20 protein-coding genes are annotated in these 25914 nt (G+C 66.8%); 15 read left to right on the forward strand and 5 right to left on the reverse strand.

Going from position 1 to position 25914, the window contains the following annotated elements; genetic code table 11:
* The first annotated feature begins 271 nt into the window (after nucleotides 1-271).
* The 10 genes from HOP12_04745 (at nucleotide 272) to HOP12_04790 (ending at nucleotide 12275) form a co-directional block, all read left to right on the forward strand.
* Nucleotides 272-1090, forward strand: coding sequence for a hypothetical protein (locus HOP12_04745; protein NOT33462.1), 819 nt, complete (start codon nucleotides 272-274; stop codon nucleotides 1088-1090).
* 84 nt (nucleotides 1091-1174) lie between these two features.
* Nucleotides 1175-2584, forward strand: coding sequence for a tRNA uridine-5-carboxymethylaminomethyl(34) synthesis GTPase MnmE (gene mnmE / locus HOP12_04750; GenBank protein NOT33463.1), 1410 nt, complete (start codon nucleotides 1175-1177; stop codon nucleotides 2582-2584).
* A 7-nt stretch (nucleotides 2585-2591) separates the two neighbouring features.
* Nucleotides 2592-4517, forward strand: coding sequence for a tRNA uridine-5-carboxymethylaminomethyl(34) synthesis enzyme MnmG (mnmG, locus tag HOP12_04755; GenBank protein ID NOT33464.1), 1926 nt, complete (start codon nucleotides 2592-2594; stop codon nucleotides 4515-4517).
* 66 nt (nucleotides 4518-4583) lie between these two features.
* Nucleotides 4584-6215: a formate--tetrahydrofolate ligase gene (locus HOP12_04760; GenBank protein NOT33465.1), complete on the forward strand. Its 1632-nt coding sequence runs from the start codon at nucleotides 4584-4586 to the stop codon at nucleotides 6213-6215.
* Between the two features lie 501 nt (nucleotides 6216-6716).
* Entirely contained in the window at nucleotides 6717-7370 is a 654-nt protein-coding gene (gene rsmG, locus HOP12_04765; protein NOT33466.1) for a 16S rRNA (guanine(527)-N(7))-methyltransferase RsmG, read from the forward strand.
* Between the two features lie 143 nt (nucleotides 7371-7513).
* Nucleotides 7514-8275: a ParA family protein gene (locus HOP12_04770; protein NOT33467.1), complete on the forward strand. Its 762-nt coding sequence runs from the start codon at nucleotides 7514-7516 to the stop codon at nucleotides 8273-8275.
* Nucleotides 8268-9155 (forward strand): ParB/RepB/Spo0J family partition protein, encoded by an 888-nt coding sequence (locus HOP12_04775; protein ID NOT33468.1) that lies wholly within the window; start codon nucleotides 8268-8270, stop codon nucleotides 9153-9155. The genes HOP12_04770 and HOP12_04775 overlap by 8 nt, the downstream gene beginning before the upstream one ends.
* Nucleotides 9156-9233: 78 nt before the next feature.
* The gene (locus tag HOP12_04780; protein NOT33469.1) at nucleotides 9234-9641 is read left to right on the forward strand and encodes a polymer-forming cytoskeletal protein; all 408 of its coding nucleotides are present in this window, start codon (nucleotides 9234-9236) and stop codon (nucleotides 9639-9641) included.
* A gap of 266 nt (nucleotides 9642-9907) precedes the next feature.
* Nucleotides 9908-11296 (forward strand): PDZ domain-containing protein, encoded by a 1389-nt coding sequence (locus HOP12_04785; protein ID NOT33470.1) that lies wholly within the window; start codon nucleotides 9908-9910, stop codon nucleotides 11294-11296.
* A gap of 1 nt (nucleotide 11297) precedes the next feature.
* Entirely contained in the window at nucleotides 11298-12275 is a 978-nt protein-coding gene (locus tag HOP12_04790; GenBank protein ID NOT33471.1) for an EamA family transporter, read from the forward strand.
* Between the two features lie 31 nt (nucleotides 12276-12306).
* Here the strand turns inward: HOP12_04790 and tnpA are convergent, their stop codons facing one another.
* The 4 genes from tnpA to HOP12_04810 form a co-directional block, all read right to left on the reverse strand.
* Nucleotides 12307-12726: an IS200/IS605 family transposase gene (tnpA, locus tag HOP12_04795; GenBank protein NOT33472.1), complete on the reverse strand. Its 420-nt coding sequence runs from the start codon at nucleotides 12724-12726 to the stop codon at nucleotides 12307-12309.
* Nucleotides 12727-12879: 153 nt separating this feature from the next.
* Nucleotides 12880-13494, reverse strand: coding sequence for a transcriptional repressor LexA (lexA, locus tag HOP12_04800; protein NOT33473.1), 615 nt, complete (start codon nucleotides 13492-13494; stop codon nucleotides 12880-12882).
* Nucleotides 13495-13985: 491 nt separating this feature from the next.
* Nucleotides 13986-16037: a TonB-dependent receptor gene (locus HOP12_04805; protein ID NOT33474.1), complete on the reverse strand. Its 2052-nt coding sequence runs from the start codon at nucleotides 16035-16037 to the stop codon at nucleotides 13986-13988.
* Nucleotides 16038-16114: 77 nt separating this feature from the next.
* A complete protein-coding gene (locus tag HOP12_04810) occupies nucleotides 16115-16708 on the reverse strand; it encodes a hypothetical protein (GenBank protein ID NOT33475.1) in 594 nt (197 codons plus the stop codon).
* Between the two features lie 239 nt (nucleotides 16709-16947).
* On the opposite strand from HOP12_04810, the gene HOP12_04815 reads away from it, so the two are divergent.
* The 5 genes from HOP12_04815 to HOP12_04835 all read left to right on the forward strand — a co-directional run bounded on the left by HOP12_04815 (nucleotide 16948) and on the right by HOP12_04835 (nucleotide 22871).
* Entirely contained in the window at nucleotides 16948-18525 is a 1578-nt protein-coding gene (locus HOP12_04815) for a PilZ domain-containing protein (protein NOT33476.1), read from the forward strand.
* A gap of 79 nt (nucleotides 18526-18604) precedes the next feature.
* Nucleotides 18605-19510, forward strand: coding sequence for a 4-hydroxybenzoate octaprenyltransferase (locus tag HOP12_04820; protein NOT33477.1), 906 nt, complete (start codon nucleotides 18605-18607; stop codon nucleotides 19508-19510).
* On the forward strand, nucleotides 19510-20064 hold the full coding sequence (locus HOP12_04825) for a UbiX family flavin prenyltransferase (protein NOT33478.1): 555 nt from the start codon (nucleotides 19510-19512) through the stop codon (nucleotides 20062-20064). The genes HOP12_04820 and HOP12_04825 overlap by 1 nt, the downstream gene beginning before the upstream one ends.
* 1 nt (nucleotide 20065) lies before the next feature.
* On the forward strand, nucleotides 20066-21955 hold the full coding sequence (locus tag HOP12_04830; protein ID NOT33479.1) for a UbiD family decarboxylase: 1890 nt from the start codon (nucleotides 20066-20068) through the stop codon (nucleotides 21953-21955).
* A 7-nt stretch (nucleotides 21956-21962) separates the two neighbouring features.
* Nucleotides 21963-22871, forward strand: coding sequence for a DMT family transporter (locus HOP12_04835; protein NOT33480.1), 909 nt, complete (start codon nucleotides 21963-21965; stop codon nucleotides 22869-22871).
* On the opposite strand, the gene HOP12_04840 is transcribed toward HOP12_04835, so the two are convergent.
* Nucleotides 22868-25867, reverse strand: coding sequence for a hypothetical protein (locus tag HOP12_04840; GenBank protein NOT33481.1), 3000 nt, complete (start codon nucleotides 25865-25867; stop codon nucleotides 22868-22870). The genes HOP12_04835 and HOP12_04840 overlap by 4 nt on opposite strands.
* Nucleotides 25868-25914 lie beyond the last annotated feature (47 nt).

Below are 25914 nucleotides of genomic sequence, written 5' to 3' on the forward strand. Positions count from 1 at the left end.
TCGTGATGAAGCCGAAGCGGGAGCAGCGGATGACGGAAGCCGCCGTCGTCGCCGCGGACGTCGCGGAGGCCGTCGCCGCCGCCGGGATTCGGAGTCCCGCGAAGGGATTCGCACCTCGCCGGGCGACCCGAAACCGGCTGAGACGTCACGGGCGATTCGCCCGGCCGCACCGCCCGCACCGGCCTACGCCGCGAGCGAGCCGGCGCAGGCATGGCGCGAGCCCGAACGGAACGACGAGCCACGCGGGCTCGACGTCTCACGCGCCGAAGAGGTGTACGCGGGAACTTCGGAGAGCCTCGAGCTGCCGCACGACCCGCTCGAAGATCACGAAGTCGAGGCGTTCGACGCTCAAGACGAGCTCGACGAGCACCTCGATGCGGCGGAACATCACGATGACTCGGACGAGGACTCGCACGATGACTCGGATGAGGACTCCGACGACGACTCGGACGATGACATGGATGACGAAGCGGACGATGACATGGACGACGACTCGGTCGAGGAGGCGCAGGTGGAGGAGATCACGCTGCCGGAACGCGGGGAGCGCTCCACGCGTCGCGATCGGGACGATGACCGCGAACGCCGCGATCGCGGGCCCCGCATGCCCGCTGATGCGCTTCGGGACACTGCGGTTCGCCATGCCTCGGAGCTGCTGAAGGCGATGGGATTCGATGCCCACGTAACCGGCACGGCGGCGGACGATCGCGTGGACCTGGTGATCCAGGTGGCCTCGGGTGAGGAGTTGCTCACCGGCCGCAAGGGCGAGACGCGGGACGCGCTGCAGCATCTGCTGACGCGCAGCCTCAATCGCGGCGACGGGGCCTACTACCATCTGCAGCTCGAGATCAACGACTCGTGGAAGAAGCGCGAGGACGAGCTGGTCGAACTCGCGCATCATCTCGCCGATGCGGCGGTGACGACGGGTGCCGAACAGGTGACCGAGTTCCTGAATGCTCAGGAGCGTCGGATCATTCACGTCACTCTGCGCGAAGACGGACGGGTGCGAACTCAGTCGGTCGGCGATGGAATGGTCAAACGTCTGGCGGTGGCTCCGGCGCATTCCGCCGAGACCTCGGGCGCTGGTTCCTAAGCCACACCCGCCGTTCGGATTCGAATGACGCGCCGGAGCCCTCGAGGCCCCGGCGCGTTCTCGTTGCAGGCTGGAGCACCTTTCATGAGCGGGACCCTTCCGATCCTCGACGACACGATCGCCGCCATCGCGACTCCTCCCGGAGCGGGCGGGCTCGCCGTCGTGCGGGTGAGCGGTCGCGCCGCGATCGAGGTCGCCGATCGAGTGTTCGCGGGTGGCATGCGGCTCGACCAGGCCGCGAGCCACACGCTTCACCACGGCTGGGCGCGGTGGCCGGCGGATGTCGAGCCGTCGCTTCAACGGAGGCTCGACGAAGTGGTGGCGGCGGTGTTTCGGGCACCGCGCTCCTACACGCGGGAGCATGTGATCGAGCTGTCCTGCCATGGAGGCGAGCTACCGTCGCGCCGCGTGCTGGCGGCGCTGCTGGCAGCGGGGGCGCGTCTGGCGCGGCCCGGCGAGTTCACGCTGCGGGCATTTCTGAACGGTCGACTCGATCTCACGCGCGCCGAGGCGGTCGCGGACGTGATCGCCGCGGCGAGCGAGGCAGCGAGCGATCTGGCGCTCGCTCAATTATCGGGCGCGCTTTCGCTCCGGCTCGACGCCCTCCACGACCGAATCTGCGATGCCCTCGCAGAGATCGAGGCGCGCGTCGACTTCGCCGAGGACGTGGGTGGCGTCGAAGTTCCGCCTGCCGTGATTTCCTCGATCGACGAGGTCGCGAGCGAGCTGGGCGCGATGCTCGCGGGCTCAAGCTACGCGCGCGCGATCCGTGAAGGTGTGCGCGTGCCCCTGATCGGGCGTCCGAACGTCGGCAAGTCCTCGTTGTTCAACGCGCTGCTGGGCGAGGCACGGGCGATCGTCACGCCGTTGCCCGGCACCACCCGCGACCGGGTCAGCGAGGCGATCGAACTGGCGGGCATTCGAGTCACGCTCTCCGATACCGCCGGCATCCGGGCCACGCGCGACCCGATCGAGGCGCTCGGGGTCGAACGGTCTCGCGGCGAACTGAACGCGAGCCCGTTGGCGGTGTGGGTGGTCGACGCCTCACAGCCGCTGACATCGGAGGATTTTCAGATCGCTTCCGCCCTCGCGGGGCGCCGCTCGCTGGTGGCGCTCAACAAGAGCGATCTCGACTGCCGGGTCGGATCCTCCGAAGTGGCCGAGCTCCTCTCGGGTGGCCCGAGCATGGCGGTCCCGGTCTCGGCGCTGCACGGAGCTGGCGTCGATGCGCTTCGCGAGGCGCTCGCAACCGCACTCGGCGCGACCGACGGTGCACTCGGCGAGGCGGTCTCGAACCCGCGTCACGCCGAGGCGCTGGCGCGTGCGCAGGCGGCCGTCGTGCGCGCCGGTGCGGCGGGCCGTGCGAGCGCGCCGGGCGAATGCGTAGCGCTCGAACTTCGCGAGGCGCTCGCGGCGATCGGTGAAGTCACCGGGCGCTCGGTGAGCGAGGAATTGCTCGACCGCATCTTCAGCCGCTTCTGCATCGGGAAGTAGGAACGTCATGCGATCCGATTACGACATCGTGGTGGTGGGAGCGGGGCACGCCGGCTGCGAGGCTGCGATCGCCTGCGCACGACTCGGGCTCCACACCGCACTCGTCACGGTGCGGCTCGAAGACTCGGCGAAGATGTCGTGCAATCCGGCGATCGGCGGAATCGCCAAGGGCCACATGGTGCGTGAACTGGATGCGCTCGGTGGCGTGATGGGGGTGATCACCGATCGGGCGGGCATCCAGTTCAAGATGCTCAACCGTGCTCGTGGTCCCGCCGTGTGGTCGCCGCGCGCGCAGTGCGACAAACCGCTCTACTCGGAGGAGATGGCGCGACTCCTGGCGGCGACGCCGAACCTCGAGCGCCTCGCCGGCGTGGTCAATCGGGCGGTGATCGCATCGGGTCAGCTGGTGGCGATCGAACTGGACGACGGCCGCCGACTCGAGTGCCGGGCCGCGGTCATCACTCCGGGGACGTTTCTCAACGGCCTCATTCACGTGGGGGAACGACGCATCGAGGGCGGACGGATCGGCGAGCACGCGGCACGAGCGCTCAGCGATTGCCTCGCCGACCTGGGACTCGAACTGGGTCGCCTCAAGACCGGCACCCCGCCGCGGCTGCACCGCGACAGCATCGACTGGTCGGCCGTGGCGCCTCAGTCGGGTGATGATCCCCCTCAGCCCTTCTCGTACTGGACCGAACGGCTCGAGTTGCAGCAGGTGTTGTGTCACCTCACGCACACGAATGCGAAGACGCACCAGGTGATCCGCCGCAATCTCGCTCGCTCGCCGCTCTATTCAGGCGCGATTCGCGGCACCGGGCCGCGCTACTGCCCTTCGATCGAGGACAAGGTCGTCAAATTTCCCGAACGCGAGTCGCATCAGGTGTTCCTCGAGCCCGAGGGGCGCAGTGTGCCCGAGATCTACGTGAACGGCGTGTCGTCGAGCATGCCCGAAGAGGTGCAGCTCGAGTTCATCCGCACCATGGAGGGGCTCGAGTACGCCGAGATGATTCGACCCGGCTACGCGGTCGAATACGACTTCGTGAGTTCGCACCAATTGCGGCCGACGCTCGAGTTGAAGCAGGTGCGCGGGCTGTTCCTGGCCGGCCAAATCTGCGGAACTTCGGGCTACGAGGAGGCCGCCGCACAGGGCTGGGTCGCCGGCGTCAACGCCGCGCTGCAGGTGCTGGGGCGTGACCCGCTGGTGTTGCGACGCGATCAGGCGTACGTCGGGGTCCTGGTGGACGATCTGGTGTCGCGCGAGCACACCGAGCCCTATCGCATGTTCACATCGGCGGCCGAGCATCGGCTGCTGCTGCGCGCCGACAATGCCGACCAGCGGCTGGCTCCGATCGGACACGCACTCGGGCTGCTGAGCGATGCCCAACGGGAGCGTGTGCGCGAGAAGTACGCGGCGATCGAAGCCGAGGAGCGGCGTCTCTCGCGAATCAGCGTGAGGATTCCCGCGCACTCGCTCGCCGGTCCTGCCGGCCCTGCCGGCCCCGCCGGCTCCACGAGCTCTGCCGACCCGCCGCCGGAAGAGCCGCGGTCGGTGCGCGCACTGGAGTATCTCGCCCGGCCGGAATCGAGCCACCAGCGCCTGGCGGAGCTGGGCGTGCACAGCGAGCTGCCCGCGGCGTGGGCCGACGCGCTCGAGATCCGCACCCGCTACCGCGGCTACATCGAACGACAGGAGCGTGCGGCCGCGCGAGCGATGACGGTCGAGGGCGCTCCGATCCCGACCTCGGTCTGGGACGGTGACTTGAATGCATTGTCACGCGAAGCGCGGGAGAAGCTGTTGCGCTGGCGACCCGCGACGCTCGGTCAGGCGGCGCGAATCTCCGGCGTCTCGCCATCGGATGTCGCGGTGCTCATGGTGATGTCACGGCGACGCCCCGAAGCGGCAACGGTCGAAGCGGAGCCACTCACGCACTGACGCGATCGCGTGCGGATCGCGCAATCGGGCGAGCGGTCAGGATCCACCTTGCTATAGTGCGCCGCCATGCGCCCGATCCTCGAAATCGCCCGCCAGCTCGAACTCGATCCGGAAGCCCTCGAACCCTACGGTCGCTACAAGGCGAAGATCCCTCCCGCCGCACTCGCGGGGCGTGTCCCGCGCGGTGCGCTGGTGCTGGTATCGGCGATCACGCCGACGCCGGCTGGCGAAGGCAAGACCACCACCTCGGTCGGACTGTCGCAGGGGCTCGCGAAGATCGGCATGCGGGCCGCCGTGGCGTTGCGAGAGCCGTCGCTCGGGCCGTTTCTCGGCATGAAGGGCGGCGGAACCGGCGGTGGAGCCTCGCAGGTGGTGCCGTCGGACGACATCAATCTGCACTTCACGGGCGACATTCACGCCGTCACCAGCGCCAATAATCTGCTCGCCGCGATGCTCGACAACCACCTGCATCACGGCAATCAGCTGGGGCTCGATTCGCGCCGCGTGATCTGGCGCCGGGCGATGGACATGAACGATCGCGCTTTGCGCTTCATGGTGAGCGGGCTGGGTGGGCGCACCGAAGGGGTACCGCGCGAGACCGGTTTCGACATTTCGGCCGCCAGCGAAGTGATGGCGGTCTTGTGCCTCGCAAGCGACATCGGCGATCTCAAGACGCGGCTCGCGCGCATCGTGGTGGGCTTCCGGTCGGATGGTTCGCCGGTGACCGCGGCGAACCTCAAGGCGGTCGGCGCGATGTGCGCGCTGCTCAAGGACGCGATCAAGCCGAATCTCGTGCAGACCGTGGAAGGCGTTCCGGCGTTCATTCACGGCGGCCCGTTCGCGAACATCGCTCACGGCACCAACTCGATCGCCGCCACTCGCATGGCGCTCTCACTGGCGGACATCGTCGTGACCGAGGCGGGTTTCGCGTTCGAGCTCGGCGCGGAGAAGTTCTTCGACATCAACTGCCGCTACGGTGGATTCGCGCCGAGCTGCACGGTGCTGGTCGCCACGCTGCGCGCGCTCAAGATGCACGGCGGAGTTCCGCTGGCGCAGATCGCCTCGCCCGACGTCGCGGCGGTGGAGCGCGGTCTCGCCAACCTCGACAAGCATCTCGAGAACATTCGAAAGTTCGAACAGCCGTGCGTGGTCGCCATCAACCACTTTCCAACCGATACCGTCGAAGAGGCGGAAATGGTGCGCAGACACTGCGCGGCGGTCGGGATCGAAGCGGTGCCCTCGAAGCCATTCACCGAAGGGGGCGATGGCTGCCGGGCGCTCGCCGAGGTGGTGCGCGATCGCGTTTCGGCGAATCGCCCGCACTTTCGCCCGCTCTACGACTGGAACGCGCCGATCGCCGAGAAGATCCAGATCATCGCGCGCGAGATGTACGGCGCCGAGGCGGTCGACTTCAGCACCCGCGCCAGGCGCGATCGCGCGCAGCTCGAGAAGCTCGGTTTCGACAAGCTGCCGGTCTGCATCGCCAAGACGCAGCAGTCGCTGTCGGACAATCCCGCGCTGCTCGGTCGGCCGAAAGACTTTCTCGTCACGGTGCGCGAGATTCAACTCGCAGCCGGCGCCGGATTCATCGTGCCGATCACCGGAGAGATCCTGCGCATGCCGGGGCTTCCGAAGGAACCGCTGGCGGAACGCTTCGATCTCGAGGAGTCGGGCGAGATCGTGATTCGCAGCGAGTAGCACCGCGCTTCGGTCCGCGAGCCAGGCTGCGTACGCGGTGCTCGCAGTGCCGCCCTGTGTACGGCCGGGCCGCCGCTCGCGTAGAGTGCGCGAGCCATGACTCCGCCACGCTCGAACTCGAATCGCCGCGATTCCCGCACGTCGACCCGGCCTGCCCGTGTTTCGGGGGAGATTCGTCGCGGCTCGGCTTCCGAGGGCCGTGTGGGCGCGACCAAGAGTTCGAGGCGCGGTCCGGGAGCTCCAGCAGGGCCGGGAGCTTCCGGCTCATCGCGCCGCGGGCCCGGCACCAGCGGTCGGCCTGACTCGCGCGGCGGGACTGGCGCCGGCAGCGGCTCGGGGTTCGCCCGTGACTCGCGCGGTGGCTCCGGTTCGGCGCGCGGCCAGGGCTTCGGAGGGGATTCGCGAGGCGAGCGGTCCGAGCGTGCCGGACGGGGATCCTCCACCGCACGGCGAGGTGAGTTTGCGCCGCCCAGACGACGCGCGAATGCCAGTCCGGAACGCATGGTCGAGCGCCAGAACTGGGATTCGCTGATCCCTCATCTGTTGCGGCTCGGTGCGGAACCCGACACGACGCTCGAAAAGCTCAAGCTGTTCACGCGCGCCTTGCTCGAGTGGAATCGCGGCGCCTCGAACCTGATCTCGGCCGGCGACGAGGTGCGAGTCGTCGAACGTCATGTGGTCGAGTCGATCGAACCCGCCCACTGGCTCAAGCAAAATGGCGGAAACCGTTGGCTCGATTTGGGAAGTGGCGCTGGATTTCCGGGTCTGCTGCTCGCCATTTGCGGAGTCGGTGATCACTGGACGCTGGTGGAATCGCGCCGCAACAAGACTCTCTTTCTGCGAAAGATCTGCCAGGATTTCGCGCTTCGCCACGTCAAGGTGGTGACGGAACGACTCGAATCGCTGGTCGAGAACGAGGAATTCGCGCATGACTTCGATGGCTTCACCTCGCGCGCGACCATGAAGCTGACCCCGACCCTCGAGCTCGCAAATCGATTCGTTGTAACCGGTGGGCAGGCCTTCCTCTGGAAAGGCAGCGGTCGCGACAAGGAGATGGAGGACGCGCCGGAGTGGCGTTCTCACTGGCGCCTCGAGGGCCTGCTCGGAGTCGGATCCGGCCCCAATGTCGTGTGCAGATTCACAAGGACCGCTTAGCCTTCTGTCGTTTCGCGTGACGAAGTTCCACGTGGAACATACGCCTTGAGCGATCGCTCGGCTGTTGCTACTGTGCCCGCCCCAAGTTCACACCACCGAGATTCACGCGGTGGACACGATGTCCGCCCTAAGAATCCAACGGAATGGCCAAAGTCATCGCTATCGCCAGCCAGAAGGGCGGCGTCGGGAAGACCACGACCGCCATCAATCTGGCTGCGTGCCTCGCTCAAGAGAGCAAGCACGTTCTGCTGATCGACATTGATCCACAGGGTAACGCGACGAGCGGACTGGGAATCAATGGCAACGATCAACGAACCAGCATCTACGAGGCGCTGCTCGGCCAGATCGAGATGCGCGCTGCGAGCATGCCGACTGCGCTCTCGAACCTCGATCTCGTGCCTGCGGGCCAACGTCTATCGGGCGCGGAAGTCGAGCTCGTCGGCATGATGGCGCGCGAGAACCGCCTGAAGAGCAGCCTCGCCCCGGTGCGCGACGAGTACGAGTACATCATCCTCGACTGCCCACCGGCGCTGGGGATGCTCACCATCAATGCGTTGACGGCCGCGGACTCGGTACTGATCCCCCTGCAATGCGAGTACCTCGCACTCGAGGGCTTGACTTCACTCATCAACGCGATCGGCCTGGTCCAGAACAGCCTGAACCCGTCGCTTCGAATCGAGGGTGTGTTGTTGACGATGTTCGACGCACGGCTCAATCTGTCCCAACAAGTCGCCGACGAGGCTCGAAAATTCTTCTCCGATCGTGTGTATCGCACCGTGATTCCGAGAAACGTCCGACTCAGCGAAGCTCCGTCGTTCGGCAAGCCGATCGTTCTCTACGACCCACATAGCAGCGGCGCGGACAGCTATCGAGAGCTCGCGCGGGAGGTATTGGATCATGCCTAGGAACGCCCTTGGTCGTGGACTCGAAGCGTTGATTCCCGGAGCGGGCGCACAGGCGACCGCGACGCTTCCAGCCCCTGTGGAGAGTCCGGCCACCTCCACCGGAGAGGCTATTCGCTCGATTCCGATCGACCAGATCGGTTCGAATCCCTTTCAGCCGCGCACGCGTTTCAACGATGACTCGCTTCGAGAGCTCGCAGAGTCGATCAAGTCGAGCGGCATCATCCAGCCGATGATCGTGCGTCAGCTCGAAGCGGATTCCTTCGAGCTGGTCGCGGGCGAGCGACGCCTTCGTGCGGCGGCATTGGCGGGTCTCAAGCAGGTTCCCGTCATCGTCCGTACGGTCGATGAGCGCGAGATGATGGAGATGGCGCTGATCGAGAACGTCCAGCGCGAGGATCTGAATCCGATCGACGAAGCCAAGGGCTACCAGGCGCTCATGCAGAAGGTCGGGCTGACGCACGATCAGCTGAGCGAGAGAGTCGGAAAACAGCGCAGCACGATCACGAACTCGATTCGCCTGCTTGGACTTCCGACAGAAGTACAGGACATGGTTTCACGTGGAACATTGAGCGCTGGGCACGGTCGGGCACTCATCTCGCTGGAGAACGCGGGCGATCAGCTGACGTCGGCGCGCTATGTCTCCTCGAAGGGCTTTTCGGTGCGCCGAACCGAGGCGTTCGTGGCGCGAAAGCTTCGACGCCAGCACGCGCGACCCAAGGCGGCGCGTTCGAGCGGCCTGACCGAGTGGGAGAACAAGCTCCAGCAGCGATTCTCGACGCATGTCGCCATCGTTCCAGGGCGCAAGGGCGGCAGGATCGAGTTCGAGTACTACGGACAAGAAGATCTCGAGCGACTCTTCGAAGCGTGGGGTGTGATGTAGCGCATTGAGGACGCAATCGGGGGGCGGCGCTAAGTCGAACCCCGCGAATCTCGTGTACCGGATCACGGAGGAGCTATGATGAGATTCAGACCTCGCGCGAGCACGTCGGAAGTCCCCGAGGCGCCGAACACCTACGTCGGCGTGGGGTCGAGCGTGCGTGGAACGCTCATGATCACGGGCACGCTTCGGATCGATGGCGAGTATGAGGGCGACATCCTGAACTGCGACCGGCTCGAAGTTGGTGAGCACGGCATCATGCGATCGGATGTCGAGGTCAAGAGTGCGCTGATCCTCGGCCGGGTCCACGGCAGTATTCGAGCACTCGGCGTCATCGAGATGAAGACCGGCTGCCGAATCGAAGGCGATGTCACCGCGACCAGCGTGGTGATGGAGCCGGGCGTGTTCTTCACCGGTCGGTGCACGATGCTCGAGAACGGCGCCGAGGCGATGGAATACGGAACCGAATTCGCGAGGGCCCGCGACTAGTGCGCGCCGATCGAGCGGTCGAGCCACGGCATAATCCGGAGCCGCGAGGTGTGGCGAAGGGTCGGCTCGCGCGAATGCTGTTCCCGCTCGGGATCGCACTCGTCGTCTCAGTCTGGCTCCCGACGATCACGAGCGCGGAGACCTCGTCGACCCGGCAGGACTCGCTCCCAGACGGAGCCTATTCTTTTCCGTTCGAATTGTATGAAGGTCTTGTCATTGCAAAAGCAACCGTGTCTGCAGATGGTGGCGACTCGGCGGGGACGTTCGTGCTCGACACCGGGGCCGGCTTTCTCGCAATCGACGATTCGCTCGCAATGTGGCTCGGAATCGCGGATTCGATTCCGTTTGGCGGCACCCCGTCGCTTGCTCCGCGTGCGTTGAAGCGATTCCAGATCGGCGATCACTCGATCGACTTCGTTCAACCGATCATGACGATTGATGCCGACGTGATTCGCCGCGTCACCGACCGACCGGTGCTCGGGCTTCTGGGTCAGCGGCTCTATCAGGATCGCGCGCTGGTCCTCGACTATGTCGCACGTCGCGTCACGATGGTGCCGTCGGCAGGTCATGATGCGGGCTCCCCCGCGCTCGAGGCTTCGCGCGTCGTGGCGAGTTCGTTCTACGGGGTCGGTGCGCGCGCCATTCCGTTTCGGCTCGCAGGCGACGGCAAGATCCTCGTGACCGCGCGCATCGTGGTCAGCCGATTCGCGCGTTCCAAGCCGTTCACTCTGGTGCTCGATACCGGAGCCACCAAGAGCACCCTTTTTCGATCCTCGCTCGAGGAACTTCGCGTCGATCCAAAATCGTGGAATGCGATCTGCGGCATCACACTCCCGACCCTGTTCGGAACACCGTCCGCATGCGTGGTGCGCGTACCGAGACTGGAGCTCGAGGGCTTCGTGCCGCATTCGGCGGCTGCTGCGGAGGCCGGGACGCCGCGCGAGACTCCACCGTCGAACGCATCCACTGCCCACGCCTCGAAAACCACACGCCGCATGCGGCCCGCAGTCAGCGCCACGCTGGGCGGCAACGCATCCGCGAACGCCAATCCTGCGACGCCAGTGGCGAAAGCGCAGGAGGATTCGGCGAATGCAGTTTCGGACGAGTCGAGCCGAACGGCTGCCGATTCCGCTGAGCTGCGAACGAAGAATGCGCAGGACGCGGATCGCCGTACCGCAAAGGAGCCGTGGCGCGCGGAGACCGTCGCGATCCGGGATCACGATGCGATCCTCATGGACTCGCCGCTTCAGGCGGTGCTCAGCCAGATCGCGGGAGAATCGGTGCATGGCTTGATCGGATACTCGTTCCTCAAAGCTTTTCGAGTGACGATCGACTATCCGAATCGAGTGCTATGGCTCGCTCCCGCCGCCGATCCAGATCCTCGACCTTTCGAATACTCGACGCCGGGACTCCAACTCGAACGCCGGGGTACCGAAGTTCGGGTCACGGGCGTGGTGGAAGATTCTCCGGCCGCCGCGGAGGGCATCTCCGTCGGCGATCGGGTGGTGAGCATCGACGGCCGCCAGGCGGCCTCGACCGATCTGACGACACTCGGTCGAGCACTCGAAGGCGAGCCCGGAAGTCATATCGAAATCGTGGTAGAAGGCACGAAGGGCGTCCGAACCCTGAAGCTGCAGCGCCGCAAGCTGCTGTGAAGTGAGCCGGGTGCCTGGCGAGCCGCTCGCCACCGCCGCAGCAGCAGCCGCCACGCGCCGCGCCGGAAACGGCCGCTGGCTGGTCGCGGGGGCCGCAACGTTGTGGGGAACAACCGCGACGCTCGCTCGCTTCGTCTTTCATGATCGAAGCGTTTCGCCGTTCGTGGTTGTCGAGTTGCGCCTCGCGATCGCGGTCGCGGTACTCGGACTCTGGCTCGCGATTCGAGACCCGAGTGCGTTTCGAGTGTCAGCGAGCGCACTGCTCGAACTGGTCGTTCTCGGTGCCGTCGGTGTCACGCTGGTCCAGGTCAGCTACTACTACTCGATCGCGCATCTGGGCGTGGGACTGGCGATCCTGCTGCAGTATCTGGCGCCTTCGTTGATCGTGGCGCTCCACCTGATCCGCCGCCAGCCGACTCGCCGTGAGACTGCGCTCGCCGTGTTGATGGCGGCGAGTGGAACTGCGCTGCTCGTGAGTCGCGTCCCTCGAGAGGCGGCGGATGCCACTCCGCTGCAATGGGCGGTGAGTTTTGCGTCGGCAGCCTTTTTTGCGGGCTACATCCTGCTCTCGAAACGGATACTCAAGACGCATCGACCCGAGACGACGCTGTTCTACTCGTTCTCGACCGCGGCGGTCGTCCTTGCGATCGTCGCGCCACCGTGGCGAATCGCCGCCGCCGGGTACGGCGCCGATCTGTGGCTGATGTTCGTGGCTCTCGGCCTACTCTCGACCCTCGCGCCGTTCGTACTCTTCAATTTCGGGCTCCAGCGCATGCCGGCCGCCGAAGCGGGCATCGTTGCGACACTCGAGCCGGTCGTCGCGGTCATCTCGGCGTGGGTATTTCTGGGCGAACGCCTCGAATCACTGCAGTGGGCAGGCGCGGCACTCGTTCTCTCAGCAGCCGTCCTGGCGTCCGGTGCTGAAACGCCGACCGCAAAACGAATCCCCGCCACGCCGAGGCAGAGCAAGTTGTCGTGAGTTTCGGCATGGCGGGGTGAATCCTCGGTGCCTAGCTGGCCCGAGCCAGGTTCGACTCGTCGCTGACGCGATGATGCGAACGGTGCACGGTGTGCAGTCGCGACTGCACTCGCTCGAGCCTCGATGCGCTCACGGTCTCGACCGCGTAGCGTTCGTCCCACACCAGATTCCCGCCCAGCCACACACGCAACTCGGGGTGTCGCTCGAGCAGCACCACACTGGTGCGACCCTTGAGCTCTCGAATCGCGCTCGCGATGCTCTGCGCCGGACGCAGGCCCATGAGCACGTGAACGTGATCGAGTCCGACCGCGAGATCGACGACTTCGAATCCCCGCTCCTCGCACAGCGTGCGAATCAAGGACTCGAGCGTCACCGCATGGCGGTCCTTCATGACCGGTCGCCGACCGCGCGTGCTCCAGGTGACGAGATAGTGGAGTCGACTCCGGTACACGGGCTCCCATCGGCCAAGCAGAGCGTTCTGAACTGAGGGAGCGATGACATTGCTCATGATGCCGCCTCCTGCGGGGTGCTGAACGGATGTGCAGTTAATGGGTCCGAAAAACGGGAGCTTTCGCTCCCGTTCGGGGTGCCGGTGCCGAGCGACTCAGCGACCGACGGTTCGCATGACACCTTTCACGATTCCGAGCACACGAAACTCCTGATCGCTTCCAACCAGGATCGGCTTGTACTTCTCGTTCGCCGGTTCGAGTTCGAGGTGGGTTCCGCGAGGGCGGTAGTACTTCACCGTCGCCTCATCGCCGATCAACGCGACGATCATGTCACCCGACGAAGCACGATCCTGACTGCGAACGATCACGAAGTCTCCTTCGAGGATCCCCGCGTCGATCATGCTGTCACCGCGAACCTTCAGCGCGAACAGTCCCTGCGTATCGCCGAACAGCTCGCCGGGCTTGAGCGATTCGTCGAACGAAGTCTCGGCGAGAATCGGTTCGCCTGCCGCGACGCGCCCGAGAATCGGAATGCCGCCGAGTTGCGGTAGTGGTCCGTCGTCATGCAGGAGCAGATCGATCCCGCGCGAAATCTTCGCGTTGCGGCGGATGAAGCCTTCCCGCTCGAGCGACGTCAGATGATGTCGGACGCCATTGGTCGACATGATCTCGAATGCTTCGCCGATCTCGCGAATGGTCGGCGGGTAGCCTCGCTCGCGAGCGAAGGTCCGGATGTAGTCGAGAATCTCTCTCGCCCGCTCACTGAGCATGGCTTCTTCTCCTTCGGGGTGGGTCCGTCAGGGCCCTAGCACGTGCGGGACCGTACTGCACACGCGTGCAGCCGTCAAGAGAAAGAGTTCGGCTGGCGAGCGAAGCCCGTCGGACGGCCCCGATTCGTCACGCTCGTCGCCGCCTCGACGCCGAGGGCGTCACGCGCGACCACTGGGGCGCCGGTCGAGTCGAGCAGGTCTCATGGAATCCGGCGCAATTGCGTTCCTCCTGCGCGTGAAGTCAGCGCCCGATGAATGGCCCTCGACTTGCCCTATGACTTGAACGAGGTCGCAAGGCCTCGAACCACGACAGGCAAGGGGCGGGCGGCACGAAGCTCCGAGGTCGATCGCAATCGGGGGCCGGTCACTGAGGAGTCGGACCACCGCTGCCTTGTCGGTCGGGGGAAGCGCACGCAAACGGGGACCGAAAGCGACTTCGGTCCCCGTTTGTTCGTGCACTGCAAGGCTCTCGCGTGCGGGCATCGCGAGCGTCAGCGGATCGAGAGGCTGAGCCCTGCCGACCAGTTCTGCGGCAGACCGGGCTCGAAGTACTGCCCGCTGATGCCGTTGATGAACACCGACGAAACGTGCTCCTCGTCGGTCAGATTGTCGCCGCTGACGAACGCGCGCATGACGCCGATCGGCATCGCGTGCGCGTACTCGAGCAGCGCGCCGTACAGCACGTAGCCCTCGACGAACGCGGTGTTCGCGTCGTCGGCGAAGTAGTGACCGACGTGCTTCAAGTTGCCGGACACGCTGAGCCCCGCCGGCAGCTGGTAACGGGCTTCGACGTTGACCAGCGCCTCGGGAAGTCCCGCGACGTCGTTGCCGTCGAAGTCGCCGAGTTCGTTCTGGTATTCGACGTACTCGTTCTGCGAGAACGTCAGCGCACCATTGAACGAGAGCTTGTCGACCGGCGACCACCCGAGCCCCAGTTCAGCTCCGCGCCGTCGCGACTTGCCGGCGGTAAAGAAGAACGCGCCGCCGTTGAACGGCACCACTTCGTTGCGCACGTCGATCCAGTACAACGCCGCGTCGTAGCTGAGGCGACCGAAGCGCGAGTCCTGCGCTGCGAACTCGCCCTTGGCTCCGAACTCATAGCTGGTCGAACTCATCGGCTCGAGGAACGGGTTGAAACTCGTGAGCGTGTCATAAGGCGGCGGCGGATCGATCTCGTTGAATGCCGGAGCCTCGACGCCTCCACCGACCGAGGCGTAGATCGTGTGCCGCTCGAACATGCGCGCGACCGAACCCTTCGGCGTCACCTGAGTGAAGCGTTTGGTCGCATTGAGCCGCGGCGTCACTCGATCCTCCGACAGGTACCAGAGGTTGTCGTAACGGGCAGCCACGCGTACCGCCCACTGCTCGCTCCAGGTCAACTCAGCTTGAACGAAGCCACCGGCCGAGTTGGAACCCTCGCGCTTGTTCTGGAATACGGTGGTGCTTCGATTGCCGCCCGGGGCGAGGTTGTAGAACTGGATCGCGCCGTCCTGGAACTGATCGTCGGCGCCGGCAGTCCAGGTGCCGTAGAGCTCGGAGCTGAACGTGGTGCGATGTTGCACCGCGAGGTTTCCACCGATGTGATAGCGATTGAAATCGCGGAATCGATTGCGCTCGGAGCGCTGAAGCGACTTGGGTTCCGCAAACAGCGTCGCCGAAACGCTCGTATTGCCCTCGAGTCCGCGCTCCAGCGAGAAGCCGAGTCGGCCCGCCCGATTGAAGCGCCGCTCGTTCCGGGTGACGAAAGTTGGGTTCGCCTGCTCGGGATCGGCCTCGAGCTGCGCCTGCGTCAGCGCGCCCGGAAAGAAGTTCAGATTGCTGACGAAATCCGCCAGCACACCGAGCCGCGTGCGGTCGTCGAGCGGCGCCGAGAAGCGCGACTGGATCGACGTGGTGGTGCTGCGACTGTGGGCCCGCCAGCCGTCGAAGTTCGAGTTGAAAACCGAGACGGTGCCGCGTCCGCTGCCCATCGCGATGCCGGCCGCGCCCTGTTCGCGGTGATAGCCGAACGACCCTGCGCGCTCCTGGTATTCGATCCACGGTCGCTCGAAATCGAATGCGGTGCGAAGCTGCACCACGCCGCCCGAGGCATTGCCGTAAACGACGGATCCGTTGCTGCGCAGCACCTCGATCCGGTCGGCCGAGCCCAGATCGATGAACTCGAGCGAGGTGCGGCCGTCGGGCTCGGTGAGTGGAATGCCGTCGGTGAGCACGCGAATGCCGCGCATGTTTCCGGCATTCGATCGTTCGCCGTTTCCGCGCGCGCCATAGCCGCGAATCGTGATGCGAACGTCCTGCCCGCCGCCGCGACTCTGCGAGAACACGCCCGGTACTCGAGCGAGTCCGTCGAGCAGGCTGATCCCGCGCGTCGAGCGCAGCGTATTTTTCGTGACGACCGACAGCGCCGCCGGCGTGCGCAGCACGCTCTCCGGCACGCGCGAGCCGGTGATCGAGATGCCTTCCAGCGGCACCACGGTCGAATCGGTGAATGTGCCGCCGGGCGCCGTAGCGAGCGCGATCGGCAGCACCAGGAACCAGGACATGGAGTGTCCCTCCGGGATGAATCCACGATGACGAACGGCATGGGGTCACAGGCTTCCAGTTCACGGAAGCACGCGACTCACGTTTGCATCGGGAACCGGCGCGGAGGCAGAAATCGTTCGATGGACGAACCCATCGTGGTTCGGCACGGGCACCGCGGCCCGACGAGGCGCACACCCGCCGTCGCACTGCGCTCGAGTGCGCGAGCCGGTGCGTCGCATGCGATGAGCTCGCACGTCGATGCGAGCGAGAGCGCCACGCGGGCAGGACCCCAGCCGAGCGGGTAAGGGCCGCCCTCCGAGTCGAGCCCGCGCCACCAGAAACCCTCGTGCATCAGGTCGCGCTCGGGTGCGTCGCCGGCCGCGAGTTCGATCGTGAAGCGTTCGCCGGCCGCCGACTCGTGCTCCCGTTCGTCAACGTGCATGCGCAGCTGCAATCGCGCGGTCCGAGTGGCCAACCGCGGGACGCGCCAGCGAAAGTGCGTTTCGCGGCCTTCCAGCTCGGGGGTCACGCGGAGCGGAAAGCTGCGTCCGTCGTCGAGCGAGAGCAGCAGCTCGAGTTCCTCGACCGAAGCGCCGGGATCGTCCCAGTGAATCTCGACCAGACTGCCGGCCTGCACCACGCCGTCGTGCTCGAGCGCGATGCGAGGAACGGGCGGCACCGGGGCGCTCACGGCGGGTCCCGCAACCATGCCGCACCCGAACACCAGCACGAGCACCGCGTGCCGGCGCGCGAAGGCCCCGGATCGTCTGGCGGTGGGCGAGGTTAGAAAATGGATGGGGAGCATCGTGGGGGTGGGCGCGAGAGGGCCGGCAGGCTAGCACAGGCCCCGCGAGTCCGAACTCACGCCCGCACGAACGCCGGCCGATACCGGACGGGAACCCCGTGGCGCCAGGTCCCCGGAGCATGGCCGTGGAACTCGAACTACCCGACTACTGGAAGCCCATCCTCGAACCGTTGAGGGCCGGCGACCGACACGAGGCCGTGAAACGCCTGCGCATGCAGGTGGATCACGATCCGTTCGCGCTTGCGCCGCGTCACGTCCTGGCGACGCTCCTGAGCGAACTCGGTCAGAGCAATGCTGCGCAGGTGCAGTACGAGAAGCTCCTGACCGCTTCGGTCTCGCGCGGAGACGTGTTCCGTGCGATCGCGGCGCAGCGGCGCATCAGCGAGATCGAGGGTGGCGCGCAGTCGACAGCGCGACTGGTCGCGCTGCAGCGCTGGTTCCGACTGCTCGGGCCTCAGAGCCTGACCGCTTTCGGCGATGGACCGCGCGGAGGCGTGCGCCCGATCCATTTCCTGCGTCTGCCCGAGGATCTGTTCGCCCACGCTGCCGCCGGCATGCGGCTCGAGCGCTTCGATCTGACGTGGCGCTTCGAGGGGGTGGACCGCCCGCGACAGTGGGTGGTGCTGTGGGGTGCGTTGCGCTGGGATCTTCGCCATCCAGACGACAACGCCACCGCGATCGCGCACTGCCGCGAGGGTGACGTTCTGTTTCCGGGCGCCTCGAATCCCGTCGGGACCATGCTGCGCATCGCGGCCGATACGCCGTGCGAATGCCTCGTCATCGAGCCTGACCTGATGGCGGAACTCGCCGAACGCGATCCGGGAGTGCTCGACTCCGGTGCGGCGACGAGTCCCGAGATCGTTCACGACGAGCGCGCGCATCTCCCCGCGCGACCGCGCAGTCGCGGCGATCTCGACGACCGGCGCTTCGCACCTCCGAGTCCCGACACCGATGCGCCGCGCCAGCTTCATATCGCACCCGAGTCGCGCGCACCGGATGAGGGCCGCGACGCCGGCGAGTGGCTCGAGTTTGGCGAAGTGTCGCTCGACGGGACCGCGAACGGCTCCGGCGAAAGCAATCGCTCGCACGACGACATGGGCCTGCCGACCCTCGATCTCGTGAGCCCTGCGGACATGACGAACGGTGCGGGAGAGATTCCGCGGGTGCCGCGGCTGACACGTCCGAGCACGCCGGCCGCAGACAGCCCAGGCGACCCGACCCACGGGGCACGCGAAATCGAGCTGCCCACGCCGATCGATCCGCGGACTTCCTCCGCCGGCTCCGAAGGCAAACCCAGCGACCGCAGGAACCGCCGGCGTACCGGCGTCTCGTACCAGGGAACCGTGCAGCTGCTGGGCCTCGGCCAGGCGACCGGTGTGCGGCTCGAGTGCGAAGTGGTGAATCTGTCGACCACCGGAGTCGGCATCAAGATCCCGCGCGACGCCGTGCTCTCGCTGGTGAGGATTCTCGAGGACGAAACCCTGCGACTCGAGCTCGGACCCACAAGTGGCCGAGTGGAGCTGGCAGGCCGGGTGCGCTGGCTCGACTCCCAGTCGAGCGAGGCGGTGTACGTGGGAATCCAGTTCGTTCTGCTCACGCGCGACGACACCGCCGCACTCGAGGGTCTGATCGCGCGCGCCGCACGCAAGCCCGCACCGCCCTCGATCCGCGTGCCGCGCGACCCGGACGCTCGCGCCGCCTAGTTCGCGGTGCCGCGCGCATCCGCGCGCCCATGTCCTCCGGTTCGCCGGCTCCCGCGACGTTCGCTATCCTCGTCGGCCCATGTCCTCCGCCTCCCCGAGCGCGAACCCATTCGAACGCGTCCGCACCTACGCGTCGTTCGTGCGCTTCGAGCACACGCTGTTTTCTCTGCCGCTGGTGCTCGCCGGCATCTTCAGCGTCGCGGGCCCGGCGCTTGCCGCCGCCCGCTGGGGCTGGATCGCGCTCGCGGCCGTCGGTGCCCGCACCGCCGCGATGGCGATCAATCGCATCGTGGATCGGCGGCTCGATGCCCTGAACCCGCGCACCCGATCGCGCGAACTGCCCGCCGGAACCATGAAAGCACTCGAAGCCTGGGGGCTGCTGGCGGCGAGTGGTGTGGCGTATCTGATCGCATGTCGTGCGCTGGGGCCCTGGTACCTGCGCGTTTCGTGGGTGCCGCTCGCGGTGTTCACGATCTACCCGTATCTCAAGCGGTTCACGCCGCTCTGCCACTTCGGGGTCGGTGCCGCACTGGCACTCGCGCCTCTGGCAGGCTTCGCAGCCGCGCATCCCGATCTCGAGATGTCGCGCACCGCGCTGTGGCTGGCCGGTTTCGCGCTGGCGTGGGTGTCGGGCTTCGACATCATCTACGCGACGCTCGACGAGGACTTCGACCGCCTGCACCGGGTGCGCTCGATGGTGACGTGGCTCGGCCGCGACCCCGCCCTGCGGGTCTCGGTGGCCCTGCACGGCATCGCGTTCCTGTGTCTGCTGGGCGTCGCAGGATCGGTGCTCGCGAGTGTCGGCGACCCGCCCGCGTGGGCGTTCTTCGCGGTCGTGGTACTCCTCACGCTCAGCGGCGTGCTGCTGTGGCTTGAGCAGCGCTGGGCGGAGGACGTGGACCTGGCGTTCTTCAAGGTCAACGTATGGGTCGGCGCCGCGGTGCTCGCGACCGTGCTGGTTGCGCGCGCGGCCGGAGGATTTTGATGAAGCGCTACCTGATCGGCATGACCGGCGCCTCGGGCAGTGTCTATGGCGTGGACTTTCTCAAGCGCTGCCCGGGCGAGAAGTTCCTCGTCATGAGCGACTGGGCGCGACAGGTGTTGCAGTCCGAGACCGGGCTCAAGGCGTCGGACCTCGAAGCGCACGCGAAGAAGTTGTTCCTCGACAGCGACCTGGCGGCACCGTTCAGCTCCGGCAGCAATCGCTATGACGCTTACGTGATCGTGCCGTGCAGCGTCTCGACGCTCGCGAAGATCGCCGCGGGCATCGCGGACACGCTCATCACGCGCGCCGCAGCCGTAGCGCTCAAGGAACGCATGCGCATGGTGCTGTGCGTGCGCGAGACTCCGCTGTCCTCGATCGCGCTCGAGGCGTGTCTCAAGCTGTCGCGAGAGGGCGTAGTGATCATGCCGGTTTCGCCGCCCTGGTACGCGAACCCGCGTGATCTCGATCAGCTGGTCGGCGGCTTCAGCCACAAGCTGCTCGCGCTGCTCGGCGAAGGCGCAGGCCCCGGCTGGCGCGAAGAGGCGCTCGAGTAACGTGGCTCCCTTCCGCTCCCTCACCGACTTCCTCGACCATCTCGATCACCACGGCGACCTCAAGCGCGTGACGCGCGAGGTGGACTTCGCGCATGAAGTCACCGAGATCGCGTGCCGCGAGGCCAGGGCACAGGGCCCCGCGCTGCTGTTCGAGAAGGTGCGCGGCGCGCGCTTCCCGCTCGCGGTCAACGTGCTCGCGGCCACGCGACGCATCGAGTGGGCGCTCGGCCGCACCGCGAAGAGCGTCGGCGCCGAAATCGAAGAGATTTTCCACGCGCTGCCGCCACGGCGGATCTCGGATCTGTGGAAGCTGCGCGGCAGTGTGCCGCGACTCCTCGCCTCGCGCCCGCGGACGATCGGCGTCGCCCCGGTGCACGATGCGCGCGGCGTGACCTTCGACGATTTGCCGCTGCTCAAGCTGTGGCCTCGCGACGGCGGGCGTTTCGTCACGTTTCCGCTCGTGTTCACGGAGGATCCCGACACTCACAAGCGCAATCTCGGGATCTATCGCATGCACGTGTACGACGCGAAGACCAGCGGCATGCACTGGCAGATCGGCAAGGGCGGCGGCTTCCACTTTCACACCGCCGAGTCGCGCGGTCTCCCGCTCGGCGTGGCGGTCGCGGTGGGCGCCGACCCGGCGACTCTGCTCGCGGCGGTCTCGCCGCTGCCCGAGGGCATCGACGAACTCGCGTTCGCGGGATTCCTGCGCGGATCGCCCACGCGACTCACGCGCGCCCGCACCATGGACATGCTGGTGCCGGCGGATGCCGAGTTCGTGATCGAAGGCGTGGTGCCGGCCGGTGAGCGCCGCACCGAGGGCCCGTTCGGCGATCACTTCGGGCACTACTCGCAGTCGGCGCCGTTCCCGGTCTTTCACGTTCGCGAGATCACGCACCGCGCGCGTCCGGTGTTCCAGGCCAGCGTGGTCGGCAAGCCACCGCAAGAAGATCTGTGGATGGGCGAGGCGATCCAGGACATGTTCCTCGGCGTGCTCAAGGTGATCCACCCCGAAGTGGTGGATCTGTGGGCCTACTTCGAAGCCGGCTTCCACAACCTGCTGGTGGTGGCGGTGAGCAATCGCTTCGCGCGCGAAGCACGCAAGACCGCCCTGGGCTTGATGGGCACCGGCCAGCTCTCGCTCACCAAGTGCATCGTGCTGGTCGATGGCGACGTGAATCCTCGCGATCGACGCGCGGTGTTCGAAGCGCTGGCGCGCAACTTCGACGCGACCGAAGACTTCATGCTGATCCCCGGTGTGCCGCTCGACACGCTCGACTTCACGAGCTACCGCATGAACCTCGGCAGCAAGATGGTGCTCGACGCCCAGTCGTCACCCGGCGGTGCGGCGGCCCGCGCCGGAGGATCGAGCGGGCGCGTCGCCGCCGTCGCGCCGCTCGACCCGCCGCTCGAGGTGCCGGATCCGCGCGCATTCGCGGACGGCATCACGGCGTGGCGCCTCAAGTGGAGCGGCATTCTCGCGGTACAGGTGGCGGGCGCCATCGGTGGTGACGCCGCGACCTGGGAGATCGAAGCTGCCGAGCGCGCGGGCGATTCGTCGGAGCCCGCCGGGAACGACACCGTGCCGGCGACCCCCGGGCGCGCAGTCGTGGAAGCGCTGGTGCGGCGCCCCGAATACGCGGCGGTGCGATTCATCGTGGCGGTGAGCGGCGATGTCGACCTCGACGACGACGCGATCTTCCTGTGGGGCTGGTTCACGCGCTTCGACTGTGCCCGCGACGTGGTGCCCGCTCATGCCGAGACGCGAGGTGCGTGGCTCACGTGTCGCGGGCCGCTCGGAATCGACGCCACCTGGAAGCGCGGCTACCCGGAACCGGTCGCGAATCTGCCCGAAGTGATCCGTGCGGTCGACGGCTGGTGGGGGAAGTGACTCGTTCGTGAGCCGGCGCCCCGCTCGCTCGCTCGTCTACGCCGGCATGGTGTGTTCCGCGCTGATCGCGGGCAGTTCGTACCCGATCTTCAAGCGCACCGTCGCCGAGATTCCTGCGATGCCGTTCACGCTGATGCGCTTCGCGCTGGCGGCGGCGTTCATGGCGGTCGCGCTACGCGTTTCGGGCGACCGACAAACGATCGCACCGGCCGATCGTAAGCGGCTGTGGCTCGCCGGCATTCTGGTGGTGCCGATCAACGCCGGACTCTTCATCTTCGGAATCCAGTGGACCAAGGCGGCGCACGGCGCGCTTCTCTACGCGCTCACTCCCGCGGCGGTGCTGGTGATCACCAGCATTCAGTCGCGGCGGCTTCCCTCTCCGCTCGCGTGGGTCGGCGCCGGGCTCGCGTTTGCGGGGGTCCTGGTGCTGCTGCTCGAGCGCGGGTTGTCGTTCGAGTGGCACGCGCTGCGCGGTGACCTGCTCATCCTGATCGCGGTGTTCGCGTGGGCCTGGTACACGGCACTCGGCCGCGGACTGACCGCGAGCTATGGCGCGGTCGGCACCGCAGCGCGCGCGGTGCTCTACGGCACGATCGCGTTCGCGCCGTTCGGATTGCTGTTCTGGGGCGGCTTCGATCCGCGCACCGTGTCGATGGTGGCATGGGCGGGGCTCGTCTACCTGGCGTGGTTCGTCGCCGGCATCAACTTCATCCTGTGGTACTGGGGCGTGAAGCAGCTCTCGCCCGCGGGGGTCGCGGTGTTCGCGAATCTGCAGCCGCTGGTCGCCGCAGGTATGGCGTGGTGGCTGCTGCACGAGGCGCTCGCACCCTCGTTCTGGTTGAGCGTCGCGCTGGTGCTCACCGGCGTCGCGGTGACGCAGCGGGCGGCCCAGGCGGCGGTGCGCGCCTCGAGCTAGCGAACCACCGCGAAGCGGCGCGCGGCACGGCGGCCATCGCACTCGAGCACCGCGACGTAGACGCCGGCGCCGACGCGGCTCGCATCCCAGTTCACGCGCTGCAGTCCCGCCGAACGCGGCTCGTCGATCACTCTGGCTACCAGTCGTCCGCTCACGTCGAACACGTTCAGGCGGATGCGCGACGCCTTCGACAGTGCGAAACCGAAGGCGGCACGCGAGCCGAGCGGATTGGGAGCCACGGCGAGTTCGAGCTCGTCCCGCGCCGGCAGTTCGATTCCCGGTTCGACCGCGGTCGCGGCGGACAAGCGCACGCGTGCGCGAACGGCCGAGACCGTGACGCCGCAGCGCGCGCTGCCGGGCGGCTTGGTCAGATTGTCGTTCGAGTGCAGATAACCGATCGCGGTGACGTCTTCGAAGACGTGCGGAACGAATGCGGCTGCGGGCAGATCGAACTTGAAGTTCTTGGGTGGCGAGGGCGAGTAGAGGGCCCAGCGACGCGCGTCCGGATTCGTCATCACGAAGTCGGCGGTCGCGCTGGCGGCCGGACCCGCGAAGTCTTCGGAGACCCAGAACTGCGTGCCGTCCCGCACCACGAATCGCAGCTGGCCGGAATTGAGACTGGGAGTGGCGAAGCTGCCCGAGTAGTCGAGCAGTTCGAGCGTGCTCGAAGGACCGAAGGCCACGCGCGGAGCGTGGGCGCCGACTCGGAAGTCTTCCTTCTTCCAGTAGCGCAGGTCCCAGCCGATGGTGCCGGTCGGGCCACCCGAGTGCAGCGCGTCGAGCGCGCCGCGATCCCACACTTCGGCCTCGTGATAGGCGAAGAAGCCGAAGTAGCTCTCCATCAGGAGTCCGCCGTAGAAGCGGCCGTTCACACCGAGCGTGTCCGCGGCGGCCGTCATCAGCGGCAGGACGTCGCTGAATGGAATCGACCAGCGTGCGCCGGTGGCGCCGCCTTCGAGCTGCACCTGCAGTTCGGCGGGCGTGTTGAATTCGCGCAACAGAGCGTCGCCCGTGTGGGTGTAGTCGCCGCTCCAGTCGAGCGCGAGGATGGTGTCCTCGGGCGATGAAACGTAGCGCGCGACATAGGCGGTCGGAGTCGCGGGTGTGGCGACATCGTGGGTGTCGGCCGTTGCGTCGGACCAGCCTGCGAACAGCCACACCTTGCCGTTGGCGGTCTGCACGCCGGGTGCTCCGAACGAGCGCAATACGCCGATGGTGCTCGTGAACGCGAGCGGCGTCGGAATGAGTCCGCCATCCAGTACCAGCGGGATGCCGGGTGGATCGGTCTGCAACGTGAGCACCGTGGTGTCGGGCAACACATCGCGATACACCGTGGTGGTGAGTCCCTGGGAATCGACGACCCGCAGGTTCACCCGCAGCCAGATGTTGTTCTCGATGTGATTGCGCGCCGCGATGCCGTAGCTGCCGCTCGCGAGCCCCGAGGTCTCGGGCAGCCCCGGGTGCAGGTGCTGGTCGTGATGCAGATCGATCCACCACGTATACGCCGCGGGCGGCAGCGTGCCGTCCTCCGGATCGCTCGCGGTTCCCGAGAACTCGAGCGTGGTGCCGCCTCGAAAGCGCGCGCCCTCGGGCGGCGTGACGATCGAGGCCAGCGGTGACTGCGATCCGATCACCGACAGGATCGCGGCGTCGCTGGTGTCGGCGCCGGTCGCGTTGCTCACGATACAGCGAAACGTGGCGCCGCTGTCGGCCTTGACCGCGTCGCGGAGCACGTAACGCGGTGTGTTCGCGGCGCCGATCGGCGCGTTGCCTCGCAGCCACTGATACGCCAGCGGAGGCGTGCCGTTGGCGGTGACCGTGAACTCGGCCGAATCGCCGGTCGCGATGCTGACGCTCTGCGGATGGAGCCCGATCGAAGGCGCGAAGCTCGCGGTGTAGGCGATCTTCACCAGCACGCCGGTGTTGCTGCCGTCACCGCGCGCGATGTAGTAGAGGTTGCCGTCGACTCCGAGCGCCACGCCGACCGGATTGATCGCGAGCGTGATCCCCAGCACCTGAGAAGTCGCCGGCGAGGCCGGATTGATCCAGCGGATCTCCTCGGCGCACAGGTCGCTGAAGAAGTAGCGGCCGCGCCACTGCGGCGGCCACCGCGTGGTGTCGGGATCGAAGAATGCGCCGCCCACGATCGCGCAGCCGTTCGAGTGGTTGTAGGCGTGCAGCGGCGGCACGTAGGTCGGAGCGCCGCCCGGGCCCTCGACGCTCGGCCAGCCATAATTCGAGCCCGGCGCGAGATCGTTGATCTCTTCGAACGCATCCTGACCCACGTCGTTGACGAACATGCGGCCGGTACCTGGCTGCACCGCGAACGTGAACGGATTGCGAAAGCCGCGCGCCCAGATCGCGCGATTCTTGCCGGTGGTCTGGGCATAGAACGGATTGTCGGTCGGAATCGTGCCGTCGCGTCGGATGCGCGAAATCTTGCCGCGCAGGCTGGTGAGGTTCTGCGCCTCGTTGCTCGAGGCGTTCTCGCCCATTGCGATGTACAGCATGCTGTCGGCGCCGAAGCGAATCGCGCCGCCGACGTGGAAGTCGGAGAGGTTCTGATCGAGGTCGAACAGGTTGACCGCACTGCCGACCAGCGCGACGTCACCGTTGGCGGTGAAGCGCGTGATGCGATTGAACGACGACGGCGTGGTGTAGCAGGCGTACACATGACCGTTGGTGGTGAACGCGGGATCGAATGCGAGCCCGAGCAACCCCTGCTCGCCGGGTGTCATCACCGAAAGCGTGGTGAACGCGGTGGGCAGCAACGCACCGTTCTTGACCACGCGAATCGCGCCACCTTGTTGACCGATGAAGATGCGACCGTCGGGTGCCATCGCCATGCAGGTGGGCGTCTGGAGGCTCGAGGTCAGCACCGTTTCGCTGAAATCCGCCGGCACGCTCGCGCGCGAGCGGCCGGGCGTGACGCACCACAGGCCGAGCAGCAACGTGAGGGCACAGCACGGCGTGAAGCGTGGCCAAGTCGAGGTCACGAACGGGGCTCCGGGCGCGGATCTGGATGAAAAAGGGAGGCGACCCG

The sequence above is a fragment of the Candidatus Eisenbacteria bacterium genome (genome assembly GCA_013140805.1).
Classification (GTDB): domain Bacteria; phylum Eisenbacteria; class RBG-16-71-46; order RBG-16-71-46; family RBG-16-71-46; genus JABFRW01.